Source organism: Ruegeria sp., from assembly GCF_028066395.1.
Classification (GTDB): Bacteria; Pseudomonadota; Alphaproteobacteria; order Rhodobacterales; family Rhodobacteraceae; genus Ruegeria.
The window spans coordinates 39150-50696 of the sequence record NZ_JALCBM010000026.1; the positions used below are offsets into that span (position 1 = coordinate 39150).

Annotated in this window: 13 protein-coding genes; 2 read left to right on the forward strand and 11 right to left on the reverse strand. The window is 60.5% G+C overall.

Features of this window, described 5'->3' with window-relative positions:
• Positions 1-339: 339 nt before the first annotated feature.
• Positions 340-744: a hypothetical protein gene (locus MPJ51_RS21750; protein ID WP_337959815.1), complete on the reverse strand. Its 405-nt coding sequence runs from the start codon at positions 742-744 to the stop codon at positions 340-342.
• On the opposite strand from MPJ51_RS21750, the gene MPJ51_RS10370 reads away from it, so the two are divergent.
• Complete coding sequence (locus tag MPJ51_RS10370) at positions 625-2109, forward strand: DUF6077 domain-containing protein (protein WP_337959814.1); 1485 nt, start codon at positions 625-627, stop codon at positions 2107-2109. The two genes, MPJ51_RS21750 and MPJ51_RS10370, sit on opposite strands and share 120 nt — an antisense overlap.
• Before the next feature lie 36 nt (positions 2110-2145).
• On the opposite strand, the gene MPJ51_RS10375 is transcribed toward MPJ51_RS10370, so the two are convergent.
• The 7 genes from MPJ51_RS10375 to MPJ51_RS10405 are packed head-to-tail and all read right to left on the reverse strand — an operon-like array spanning position 2146 to position 8640.
• Positions 2146-3189, reverse strand: coding sequence for an ABC transporter ATP-binding protein (locus MPJ51_RS10375; protein ID WP_298385780.1), 1044 nt, complete (start codon positions 3187-3189; stop codon positions 2146-2148).
• Entirely contained in the window at positions 3189-3974 is a 786-nt protein-coding gene (locus tag MPJ51_RS10380) for an ABC transporter permease (RefSeq protein ID WP_298385783.1), read from the reverse strand. Before MPJ51_RS10380 ends, MPJ51_RS10375 begins: the two co-directional genes overlap by 1 nt.
• Entirely contained in the window at positions 3971-4834 is an 864-nt protein-coding gene (locus MPJ51_RS10385) for an ABC transporter permease (protein ID WP_298385786.1), read from the reverse strand. The genes MPJ51_RS10380 and MPJ51_RS10385 overlap by 4 nt, the downstream gene beginning before the upstream one ends.
• 25 nt (positions 4835-4859) lie before the next feature.
• The gene (locus MPJ51_RS10390) at positions 4860-5894 is read right to left on the reverse strand and encodes an extracellular solute-binding protein (RefSeq protein WP_298385789.1); all 1035 of its coding nucleotides are present in this window, start codon (positions 5892-5894) and stop codon (positions 4860-4862) included.
• Positions 5895-5933: 39 nt separating this feature from the next.
• Entirely contained in the window at positions 5934-6860 is a 927-nt protein-coding gene (locus MPJ51_RS10395) for a PfkB family carbohydrate kinase (protein ID WP_298385792.1), read from the reverse strand.
• Positions 6857-7894, reverse strand: coding sequence for an ADP-ribosylglycohydrolase family protein (locus MPJ51_RS10400; RefSeq protein WP_298385795.1), 1038 nt, complete (start codon positions 7892-7894; stop codon positions 6857-6859). The genes MPJ51_RS10395 and MPJ51_RS10400 overlap by 4 nt, the downstream gene beginning before the upstream one ends.
• An 8-nt stretch (positions 7895-7902) precedes the next feature.
• Positions 7903-8640 (reverse strand): GntR family transcriptional regulator, encoded by a 738-nt coding sequence (locus MPJ51_RS10405; RefSeq protein ID WP_298385798.1) that lies wholly within the window; start codon positions 8638-8640, stop codon positions 7903-7905.
• A gap of 184 nt (positions 8641-8824) precedes the next feature.
• Between MPJ51_RS10405 and MPJ51_RS10410 the strand changes: the two genes are divergently transcribed.
• Entirely contained in the window at positions 8825-9958 is a 1134-nt protein-coding gene (locus MPJ51_RS10410; protein WP_298385808.1) for an amidohydrolase family protein, read from the forward strand.
• A 6-nt stretch (positions 9959-9964) separates the two neighbouring features.
• Here the strand turns inward: MPJ51_RS10410 and MPJ51_RS10415 are convergent, their stop codons facing one another.
• From MPJ51_RS10415 to MPJ51_RS10425, 3 genes are all read right to left on the reverse strand, one after another.
• Positions 9965-10402: a MarR family transcriptional regulator gene (locus MPJ51_RS10415; protein WP_298385801.1), complete on the reverse strand. Its 438-nt coding sequence runs from the start codon at positions 10400-10402 to the stop codon at positions 9965-9967.
• A gap of 75 nt (positions 10403-10477) precedes the next feature.
• The gene (locus tag MPJ51_RS10420; protein WP_298385803.1) at positions 10478-11059 is read right to left on the reverse strand and encodes an amino acid synthesis family protein; all 582 of its coding nucleotides are present in this window, start codon (positions 11057-11059) and stop codon (positions 10478-10480) included.
• Positions 11056-11547: amino acid synthesis family protein (locus MPJ51_RS10425; protein ID WP_298385806.1), on the reverse strand; the 492-nt coding region annotated here is incomplete at its 5' end. The genes MPJ51_RS10425 and MPJ51_RS10420, both read right to left, overlap by 4 nt.

An 11547-nucleotide genomic window follows, 5' to 3' on the forward strand; every position in this document is an offset into this window, starting at 1 on the left:
GGGCCCGCCATTTTTCGCATTACCTCGTCTTGGCGCTGGCAATTGCGTCAGCATTGGCCTTGACGCTAGATGACACACTCGCGCAACGTTATGTTTTTGTAAGCCAAGATCATTCTTGGGGCCTCTGAGGCCGAAATCGAAGGAAAGTGAATGGATCGTTTTGTGTTTTGTTTTGTTGCCGGGTTAATTGGCTTCTGGGGGGTGTGGGCCGTATTATCGCAGATTTCCGTTTTCTTCGGAGCCACCCTCCCGATTTTTTACGCAATTTTCCTTATTTCCATCTGTTGCGGGGCCGGAATTTCCGTTCATGCCAAACGCATACCCGACCTGTTTGGCGGGTCAGACGAACAGATCGATCAAAACTCTGATCCCAAAAAGATCATAGTCCAGTTTCTGGGCGCAGGCTTTGTGTTGGCCGTGGGTCTTGTGGGCAGCTATGTCCTCAAGCAGCCGGCCCTGTTCTTTCTGATCACGGCTGGCGTAACCCTGTTCGGAATTTGGCAGACGGTACAGGCACCCGTGCGGACGTCTTCCAGCCCGTCCCCGGGTATGGCGGATATACCCCCCTACCAGATCTGGATCACGTTTGGGCTGCTGGTTTTGGCAGCGTTTCTGCCGCTTGTTCTGCATCGATCTGATGCGGATGATGCGAGTTTTCTGAACCTTGCCACCGGGATCATTGCAGACCCAAGGTCTGTGATGATGTTCGATACAATGATCGGCGATCCCGATCAGTTGATCCATTTGCCCACCTATCGGGTCGAGACCTATCATGTCCTCAACGCGATAATAGCCCAGCTTACCGGGCTGAGTGTCATTCAAACCGCGCATCTGGTGATGCCCGCGCTTTCCTCGGTGACCCTCGTCTGTATCTACGTATTGTTTTGCCGGATGCTGGCAAAGGACCGGTGGCTTGTGGCCCTGTTGGCCGGGCTGGTGATCATGGTGATGCTGGGGTTGTCGCACAATTCCTTCGGGAATTTTTCGTTCATGCGGCTTCAGCACGGGAAATCGTTGCTGTTCATTGGCATTGTGCCGCTGATTTACGTCTATGTTCTGCGCGCCTGGAATACGCGCAGGCTGTTTGACTATGCACTGCTGTTCCTAACGGTCGCCGCTGCGACAAGCCTGTCGGCAAATGGCATTTTCCTTGCCCCAATGACTGTGTTTGTGGCGGCCAGCGGATTGCTGATCTTTCAGCCAAAACGAGTTGGCACTTATGTTGCGGTTGGTCTGGTCTGCGGATGGCCCGTTGTTTTAGGGGCCACAGTGTTGCTGACCACAGGTGCCTATCCATCCGAGTTTACCGAACCCCGCGCTATGCTGCCGGATGTCGTCGGTGTCCACGGCTATCTTCTGGCCCCCGCGATCTTTGCGCTGTGCGCAGGTTGGGTGCTGCTGCAAGGACAGGCCCGACGGTTTTTCCTTGGTGCCTATTTGGTCTACACGCTGACTGCTCTGAACCCGTTCCTGTCCCCGATTTTTGCGGAACATCTGACCGGCAACCTGAATTGGCGCCTGATGTTTGCGTTTCCCTTGCCGCTTTTTGCCGGGGTCGCCATTGCCGCCGGATTAGAGAGAATCTCGGTCGGCACCCGTCCCGCATCCTACGTTGTCCTGGGGCTTTTGTTGCTGATGGCAGTCAGCCCGGTCTCGATCTTTGGAGGCCGGAACCATGTCCGTTTTGAACCTTTTGGTCTGGATGTTCCCCCCGCGGTCTATCAGGTCGCGGAAACGGTAAATCCCCTGCTTACGCGCCAAGGTACAACGCTGGCCCCTGAAGAGATTGCCATCTGGCTCGCCACCTTTGGTGATCCGGCTCAGCAGGTCGCTGTGCGCTTCATCTATCTGGACCATTACCGGCATACCCGCAGTGACAGCGATATAGACCTGCGTCGTCGTGCGTTTCAGGTGGTCAGTGGTCAGGGTGCAATCGACGCGCCGACTAAGGCCGTGTTGCAGGCGGTCACGCAATTTGACGTGGCAAACGTGCTGCTGGCAGACAACAATGAGGATTTCAGCGCGCTGCAAACCGCCCTGACAGACGCGGGCTTTGCCATGATCCCTGTGCCGGAAGGCTATACTCTGTTCCAAAGGCCCGGTACGTGATCCGTCAAAGGTCGATCGCAAGGCTTGCGACGTTTCTTACCCACCGGGCACAACCATGGTCTTTTCCGGTGCCCAGCTTAACCAGACCTGACGACCCTCGGTAAGATCGGGGATGTCCTGATCCCGGGCGATCACCTTGAACACCTGCCCTTCGCACCGCAGGATACAGGTGGCCATCGCCCCGGCGAAGATGCGTCGTTCCAGGATTGCCGGAAGCGCCGAAAGATCATCCCCCGCTGGGGCGTCGACCGAGAGGCTCATGTTCTCGGGCCGCACCGCAAGTGTCGCCGTTGATGAGATGCCCGGCGGCAGTTTGATACATGCCCCATCCAGTCCCAACACCCCTTCGCCATTTCTGGACAGAAAATTCGCCTCGCCCAAAAACTCGGCGGTAAAGATGTCAGCCGGGTGGCTGTAAACTTCGCGCGGGGGGCCAGCCTGGATCATGCGGCCATCCCTGAGAATACCGATCTTGTCGGACAGGGTCAGGGCCTCTTCCTGATCATGGGTCACGAAAATCGTGGTGATGCCGATCTCGCGCTGGATGCGTTTCAACTCGATCTGCATATCAACGCGCAGCGCCTTGTCCAGCGCCGACAGGGGTTCGTCCAGCAACAGAACCTTGGGATTGGTCACCATGGCACGGGCCAGTGCGACGCGCTGGCGCTGACCGCCGGACAGCTGGTGTGGCTTCCGATCGCCCAGATCGCCCAGTTGCACAAGCTCCAGCGCCTCGCCCACGCGGCGGCGTTCCTCGGCGGCCCCGACCTTGCGCACCCGCAGGCCAAAGCCGATGTTGTCGGCAACGCTCATGTTCGGAAACAGCGCATAGTTCTGGAACATCATGCCGATGTCGCGCTTTTCCACCGGGATATGTTCAACCGATGCTTCGCCGATACGGATCGTGCCGCCATCGGTGAAGATGAACCCGGCGATGGCCCGCAACAGGGTGGTCTTGCCACTTCCCGATGGGCCCAGCAGCGCAAAGAAACCGCCATCGGGGAAATCCATGGTGACGTCGTCCAGCGCTTTCAGCGGCCCGAAATACTTGCTGACATTCTGGACAGAGACCTCGGCCATCAGCGCTCTCCTCCGAAGTTTGAGAACCGTGCGGCGATCAGCATCACGGCCATGGATACGATAATGATGATCGTGGAAATCGCATTGATTTCCGGCGTGAACCCTTTGCGGATTGATGTATAGATCAGCACGGGCAGCGTGCTGTCGCCGGGTTCGGACAGGAAATAGGACACCACGAACTGATCGAAGCTGACGGCAAAGGCGAACAATGCTCCGGCGATCACGCCGGACGAGATCCACGGCAGGGTTACGCGGCGCGTCACGGTCCAGGCATCCGCACCTAAGGACCGCGCCGCCTCTTCCAGGGTGGCGTCAAAAGTGGATAGACGCGCGCTGACAACGACAATGACGTAAGGCAGGGCCAGTGCCACGTGGCCAATGATGACCGATGGCGTGCCCCGCCCCAACCCGACGCCGAAAAAGAAGATCAGCATGGCGGTACCGGTGATCAGCCACGGGATGGCAATGGGCGGGAACAACATGACCTGAAGGAACCGCTTGCCGCGAAACTCGAACCGGAACAGCGCGACCGAGGCCGCTGTGCCAAGAATGGTGGCGATGATCGTCGTGACGATGGCAATCCCGACCGAGCGGGTGGCGGCGTCGATGATCTCGGCATTCCCGGCCAGCTTCTGGTACCATTTGAACGAGAACTCAAAAGGCAGCTGGTAGAATTGCGATGCGTTGAAGGACATGAAGGCCATCACAATGATCGGCGCATAGAGGAAGATCAGGATCAACCCCAGCCAGACCTTGCCCAGTATCGTCAGGAACCGACCGCTCATGCCTGTGCCCTTTTCAGAACCGGGCTGGCAAGCGCAAGGATCAGCAGAACAACCGCCAGCAGGATGAAAGACAGCGCCGCCCCCAAGGGCCAGTTGAACACGGCCACGAACTGATCCTCGATCACCGTGCCGAAATAGGTGCCGACCCGGCCACCCAGAATGCGCGGCTCCATGAATGATCCGACCACCGGGACAAAGATCAGCACCGCGCCCGCCAGCAATCCCGGCAGGGACAGTGGCAGGATGACGCGCCAGAGGATAGTCAGCTTGTTGGCCCCCATCGACCGGGCTGCGTCGATCAGATTGTCGTCAATCGCCTGCAGGGCCAGATAGGAGGTCAGGATGACATAGGGCAGGTAGGAATGAACCAGCCCGATCACGATGGCCGGGGTCGAAAACATCAGGTTCACATCCACCTCGAACGGCAGGATCGCGTTCAGCCCCAGTTCCAGCACACCGTTGCCGCGCAGGACTATGGCCCACGAGAATATCCGCACCAGCGAGTTGGACCAGAACGGCAGGATGACCAGCAGAAACAGCGCCTCACGCGAGCGGCCCTTGATCGCCTTGGCCAGAACATAAGCGCAGGGAAACCCGACCAGCACGGAAATGCAGGTGACCGTCAGCCCAAGCTTCAGCGATTTCCAAAGCAGCTTGGCATAGGTCGAGGTCTGAAAGAACGCCTGATAATTTTCGGTCGTATAGGCCCATTCCGCGTCGCCGAACGGGACATCCGACAGAAAGCTGAAATACAGCATCGCCGACAGCGGCAGGAAAATCGCCACTGTCAGCCACAGATAGGCTGGTGAGAGCAGGCCGAAAATCTTCAGCCGGTCCTGATTGGCAAGAACCCGAGACATCTGCGCCCGCTCTCCCCCAAGTCGTTTACTGCGCGGCCTTCAGACCCTGCCACAGTTCAAGGTATTTCTCGCGGTTCTCGTCCGAGACGGGGCGCTGGAACTGGACCCGGGCGACAACCTCAGGGTCTCCAAGAACACGCCGGTTGAAGGCGTCATCGGGCAAGGCGGCGGCAGCCTTGGCATTGGCCGAGGCCGGGGCGCCCTCGGCGGCCCATTTGACGTAGAATTCCGGGTCGATCATCCAGTCGATGAACTGATGCGCCGCCTCTTTCTTGGTCGAGGATGCGGGGATCGACAGCCCGTCCAGCCAGCCGATAGCGCCTTCCTTGGGGACCACGAACTGCACCGGCAAACCGGCGGCCATGGACCGACTGGCCGAACCGGACCAGAAGGTCGCCACATCCAGATCGCCCGCCGCCATGAACTGGTTCCAGTCGTTTTCCGAACCCCAATAGGTTTTGATCTGCGGCATCAGCGCGGAAAGCTTTGCCTCGATAGCATCAAGGTCTTCGATATTGTTAATGTCCTGACCTGTCGCGATGGCGGCGAATTGCACTGCCTCCAACGCGTCATCGCGGATCGAGACCTTGCCCTCATGCGCCTTGTCCCAGAACACTTCGATCGACTCCGGCATCTGGTCGAATTCGCCGGTGTTGACCGCAAAGGATGTCAGACCCCAGGTCCAGGGAACACCGTGCAGCGCGCCACCCGCGTTCAGGTCCTGATTGTTGGTCAGATTGTCGGGCACGTCCGCAAGGTTTTCCACCAGCGCCGTGTCGATAGGGCCGATCAGACCTTCGTCCTGCGCCTGCGGGGTAAAGGCCGCATTGATCAGCACCACGTCATAAGCACCGGGATTTGTCCGCAGCTTGGTCAGCATCTCCTGTTCCGAGTTGAAATACTCGTGCACCACCGTATGGCCGCTGGCGTCGGAAAACGCGGCGACGGCCCAGTCCAGATCGGTGCCGTAACCCTGCCAGTTCAGCACCCGGATTTCATCGGCACTGACTGCGGTTCCGAAAAACGCGACGCTTGTCGCCAGTAAGATTTGCTTGTTCATTTTGACCTCCCAGTCATTCGCAATAGGGGCTCTGCTCGATCAACTGGCCTCTTTCCGGTTCAGCGCGTCGGCAACGACCGAACGGGTCGGGGTGGTTGCCGGGCCTTTTTGTGTTGTTGAGATCGCAGCCGCGACATTGGCGTATCGGGCGGCAAGCGCGGGGGTGTCCCCCTGTGACAGGCGCGCGATGAAGCTGCCGACATGGGCGTCGCCGGCCCCGTTGGTGTCAACCACCTGCACCGGGTAAGGCGGGATGTGTTCGACAACACCGCCCAGGGCCACGAAACATCCGCCCGAACCGGCCCGCACGACGGCGCCGCCGGGGCGCGAGGCGGCAAGGGACTGGGCGGCCTCTGCCGGATCACCCAGCCCGGTCAGAATGGTCGCTTCGCGGGCATTGGCGCTGACCCAGTGCGCCCGTTGCAACGCGGCGGCGCGTGCCTGCGCCGGGATTGCCGCCACAACCGGGGACGGGTCGAAGACCAGATTGGGAATTGTCCCGGCGGTCTCAAGCCAGTGACACAGCGTATCGCGCGAGCCCGCATAGTGCAGCGCATAGCCCGACAGCAGCGTCCAGTCGAATTCGGCAAAGGCAATCTGTTCCAGATCTCCGGGGCTGACATGGCCCTCGGCACCTTCGCTGGCCACAAAGGTCCGTTCACCCTGCGCATCAATCAGAACGGTGCAGCAGCCCTGATCCCGGGTCCGGTCGGGATGGCGCAAACACGAGATGCCCTCGGCGGTCAGTCCCTCGCGGACGATCTGTGCGAAGGGGCCTGATCCGATGCCTCCGCCATAGCCCACCGCCATACCAGTCCGACTGGCGGCAACCATCGCGTTGAACCCGCCACCCGGTTTGATCGAAAACCCCCGCACGATGGCCTCTTCCCCGGCGGACGGGACCTGATCCACCTCATAAAGAAGGTCCACGACACAGCCGGACATCTGTAACAACCGACGGGTCATGGGCCACACTCCGCGCCATCGGCAACCCGGTGATCGTGACTGGCCCTGAGCTGCAAAAGTTCCCGTGCGATCCTGTCGACCGGCAGATCATTGGCGGCCAGAACCGGCCCGGTGGCCTTGGGCCCGATCCCGCTGCGGCCAACGCAGGCACCGGCCATCGCCCCGGCAATTGCGCCGATCGTATCCGTGTCATCGCCGATATTGGCGGCGATCACGGCGGCTTTCCACGGGTCGCAACCGGCCAGCCGCACGACCCCAAAGGCGGCGGCGACGGATTCGTGGGACGCAACCGAGGTGCCGATCTTGTTGGCAAATTCCGCGACCGCCGTGCCTGTATCAGCGGCGGCAAGCGCGGCGGATATCTTCTGTGCCATGTCGCGCTCGCCCACCGGGAACCCGCGCTTTTGACCCTCTGCCGCAGCTTGCAACGCAGAGATGACCGCCGTGTCAAAGGATTGACCTTCGATGCCGCAACTCACCACGGCGGCCACTGCCGCCGCCGCCGCAATCGCCTCACCGGTGTTGTGGGTCATGCGGCAGGCCAGTTCGACACGGTCCAGAAAATCCGGCAGGGGATCGGTCCGGGCGCTGATCCCCATCGGCGCGATGCGCATCGCCGCGCCGTTGGTTGTGCCATTGCGGCCAGTCTCTGACGTCGACGCCCCTGCCAAGATGGCGTCCAGCGCCGCTTTTGAGGACGGGCCCAGCAGATCGCGCAACCCGCGGGCACGCACATCGGCTTCCCACCCCAGCAGGTCCCGCGCCCATTGGGCTTCGTCCAGTGTTCCGCCATCGCGGATCAGGCGCGTTGCCAGCAACATTGCCTGCTCGGTATCGTCGGTGACCTGGGCCGCCGTCAGCCCATGCGAAACCGGATGATCCGGGAACGGGGCCACAAAGGTGGAAATCGTACCATAATGTTGCTGGATTTCCGCACGCGACAAAGTTTGCGACGGCATACCCATCGCATCGCCGATGGCCATCCCGGTCAGCGCCCCACAGGCGCGATCATATTGCAGGTCATACCCGGTCATCGCCCTCCTCAGAACTCCATGTGCAGGCCAAACATTGTTGGATCCAGAATGCTTGAGACAAATTCGACCACGGCACCATCGCTGCTGCGTGTCAGACGCCGCAGGCGCAGCATCGGCTCGCCCGGATTGCGCCCCATCAACCCTGCGTCCTGCGCAGAAAGGCCGGGCAGAACACCGGCCCATTCATCGCCGCCAGCAACAACCAGACCGTTGGAGCGCAGCACTTCGGTCAGCGAACCGGCCTCAAGCCCGGTTTCGAGAACACCGGCAAACCCATCGCGCCAGGGAATCCGGCTACGCTCTAGCGATACGCCCTGACCGGTCTCGACCCGGAATCGCAGGCGGTCGACAATCAGGAAATCCGATCCCAATTGCCCGGGTGCATCCGGGATATCCATCGGACCGCGGGTCAGCGCCAGAACACGGGTTTCCAACTGGATATCGCCCGAGGCGAGAGCAACGCTCCACCCCGTGCGGTCATCGATGGTTTTCCCGTCGAAGGTCACGAAGGACCCGATGCCGCTTTTGGTGGTGATCAGGCCCTTTTCGCTGAGGATCTCAAGACTTTTCCGAATGGTATTGCGGCTGACCGAGAACCTTTTGACAAGGGTGTTTTCGCTGGCCAGCGGATCACCCTTGCTGAGCGTTCCCGACCGGATATCAGCCTCAAGCCGGTGGGCGATCTTGACCGGTTTCGGCGCACCGATCAGATCCGTCCCTGTGCTATCATGTTCAAACTTGTTCATACCTGTACCTTATTTGGCGACACTTGCATGAGTCAATCTGTTTGAACCTTGGCATGACGACCCATCAGGCCGCGACATCGCAGGCTTGACGAAAGAAAATATCTATTAGCATACTAACGAGATATTCCACCAATGATCCGAGGATTCCGTGTCGCAAAAGCTCGTCATCAAGAACATTGGACAAATGCTGTCTGGCAAGATGGAAGACCCCATTCTGGACGCCGACTGCCTGATCGCAATCGACGGTAAAATCGCGCAATGGGGTAAGGAACGCGATCTGGATTGCGACGGGGCGGACACCGTTGTCGATGCCAAGGGGGTCACGCTGGCGCCGGGACTGATCGACAGCCATATTCACCCGGTCGTCGGCGATTACACGCCCCGACAGCAGCAATTGCATTGGATCGACAGCACCCTGAACGGCGGGGTGACAACGCTGATCTCGGCGGGCGAGGTGCATATGCCCGGGCGGCCCAAGGATGTGGTCGGCCTCAAGGCCATGGCGATTGCCGCGCAGCGTTGGTACGAGAATTTCCGGCCCTCCGGCGTCAAGGTTCATGCGGGCGCGCCGGTCATCGAACACGGGATGGAGGAGCAGGACTTCAAGGACCTCGCCGATGCGGGCGTGACCCTGATGGGCGAAGTGGGGCTGGGGACCGTCAAGGACGGCAAAACCGCGCGGCAGATGGTGGACTGGGCCCGCAAATATGGCATTCAATCCACCATTCACACCGGCGGGCCGTCGATCCCCGGCTCGGGCCTGATTGACGCCGATATGGTTCTGGAAACCGGAACCGATGTTGTTGGACATATCAATGGCGGCCATTCCGCCCTGCCCGATGATCAGATCATCTGCCTGTGCGAAAGCTGCAAGGCCGCGCTGGAGATCGTACACAACGGAAACGAACGCGCCGCCCTGCTGACGCTGAACACGGCGCGCGAGCTGGGCAAGCTGGATCAGGTGATCCTGGGCACCGATGGCCCTGCGGGATCAGGAGTGCAGCCGCTGGGCATCCTGCGCATGATCGCGATGCTGTCGAGCCTGGGCAACGTCCCGGCTGAAATCGCGTTCTGTTTTGGCAACGGGAATACTGCGCGGCAGAGAAAACTGGACACCGGGCTGATCGAAGCCGGGTTCTGCGCCGATTTCGTCTTGATGGATCAGGCCCAGCATGCGCCGGGGAATACGCTTCTCGAATCGGTTCAGCTGGGCAACTTGCCGGGCGTGGGGATGACGATCATCGATGGCGTAGTCCGCACCGGCCGCAGCCGCAATACACCGCCCGCAAACCGGCTGCCCGAAGTGGTCACCGGCTAGCGCGATCTACACCAGACGGCGCAGCAGCTTCAAAAACACCTCACGTTCGGACGGTGACAGAGGCTCAAGCGTTTCTGCGGTGATCCGCTGACCGGCCAGTTTCATGCTGTCCAGTAAGCGTTTGCCATCCGCGGACAATGCGATCAGCATACGCCGCCGATCATTCGGGTCGGGGGCCGAGACGATCAACCCCTTTTTCTGAAGCCGGTCCACCACACCCTTGATGGTGGCCACATCCATGGCGGACAGCCGCCCCAGACGGTTCTGGGAACACTGACCCTGTTCGCCGATACGCACCAGCGCCGCAAACTGCGTCGGGGTCAGCCCATCAAGCGTATGCGCCTGAAAAATCGCCGCATGCCGCTGATTGGCCAAGCGCAGGACATAGCCGACCTGATCATCCAGACGGTAGGTCTCTGCGTCAGCTGTTTTCTTGTCGTCCATGTGCCCAATCGCCCGCATTCGTCAGGCCAATATACCTGCCGGGCCGGGGCTCACAATGACAAACCGATTGCCCCGCTAGCGCAAGCCGTCCTTGCCCTCGGCTTCGTCATGGGTCAACCCGCCAACGCGCGGCAGCGGGCGGCCACTGTCTGTCACCGCGACGGCCACCATGATTTCATTGGCGCGCGGGGCATCGTTCAGGCGCACCTCGATCCCGTCGAAATGGCTGCGGACATAAGCCGCGTCCTTGTGGCCCAGCGGCACGTCCAGCACCTGCCCCGGACTGCCCATCTTTTTCGAAGACGGTACCAGCGCGGCGCCCTTTTCGACCTCGTGCCGCAGCGGAGCGCCGAGTTTTGGGTGGAGGATGGCCGCGGCATGCTCCAACTCGCCATTTTCGCCGACCATAGCGGATTTTCCATAGCTTTCGGCCTGATCCGGGGAAATGCCCAGCGCCTCGACACATTTGCGGCCCAACAGCGCGCCCAGTTTGGCCCCGGATTCCATCAGGGGTGAGAGGTCTTCGACATACCGACCCGCGCAGGGGTTTTCGATGACCGCCACAGCCACGGCCTTGCGGGTTGCCGGAGCGATCGCGCGACCGGCTTCGGAGTGGGTCTCTTCGACATTGACGGCGATCTTGCGGATTTTTGTCATCTCAATCCATCCTCTCCCTTGATGTCCCAGGCCTCTAACCCGCCCGAGCGTGAATGAATGCGCGGTCCCGTTGTCATGACCAGCGCAAAGGCCAGTTCGTCGGCGCGCGGGGCGTCATTGCACCCGACCTCCATACTGTCGAAATGCGACCGCACGTAGGAGGCGTTGATATGCGTGATCGGCACATCGAGCCTTGCACCGACGCCGCCGACTTTCTTGGAAGACGGCACAATGGCATTGGCCGTACCCAGCAACTGCCGCATCGCATAGCCGCCTGGCGCGTGCCACAGGGCACCGTGCTCCAATTCTCCGGCCTCGCCGATCAGTGACCCCTTGCCATAGCCTTGGATCCTGTCCGGCCCGCCCAGCAGATCGATCAGCTTTTGCGCCATGTCCAGACCCAGAGGTTTCAGATCCTCCATGAAACCTTGAATATCAGGCTCATACCGCCCGGCGAACGGGTTATGAATGATCGCCAGCACCGAGGC

Coding starts and splice junctions, on each gene's coding strand:
- MPJ51_RS21750 (WP_337959815.1), bottom strand. CDS start 744: ATGGATCAACTGATCGGGATCGCCGATCATTGTATCGAACATCATCAC.
- MPJ51_RS10375 (WP_298385780.1), bottom strand. CDS start 3,189: ATGGCCGAGGTCTCTGTCCAGAATGTCAGCAAGTATTTCGGGCCGCTG.
- MPJ51_RS10380 (WP_298385783.1), bottom strand. CDS start 3,974: ATGAGCGGTCGGTTCCTGACGATACTGGGCAAGGTCTGGCTGGGGTTG.
- MPJ51_RS10385 (WP_298385786.1), bottom strand. CDS start 4,834: ATGTCTCGGGTTCTTGCCAATCAGGACCGGCTGAAGATTTTCGGCCTG.
- MPJ51_RS10390 (WP_298385789.1), bottom strand. CDS start 5,894: ATGAACAAGCAAATCTTACTGGCGACAAGCGTCGCGTTTTTCGGAACC.
- MPJ51_RS10395 (WP_298385792.1), bottom strand. CDS start 6,860: ATGACCCGTCGGTTGTTACAGATGTCCGGCTGTGTCGTGGACCTTCTT.
- MPJ51_RS10400 (WP_298385795.1), bottom strand. CDS start 7,894: ATGACCGGGTATGACCTGCAATATGATCGCGCCTGTGGGGCGCTGACC.
- MPJ51_RS10405 (WP_298385798.1), bottom strand. CDS start 8,640: ATGAACAAGTTTGAACATGATAGCACAGGGACGGATCTGATCGGTGCG.
- MPJ51_RS10410 (WP_298385808.1), top strand. CDS start 8,825: ATGCTGTCTGGCAAGATGGAAGACCCCATTCTGGACGCCGACTGCCTG.
- MPJ51_RS10415 (WP_298385801.1), bottom strand. CDS start 10,402: ATGGACGACAAGAAAACAGCTGACGCAGAGACCTACCGTCTGGATGAT.
- MPJ51_RS10420 (WP_298385803.1), bottom strand. CDS start 11,059: ATGACAAAAATCCGCAAGATCGCCGTCAATGTCGAAGAGACCCACTCC.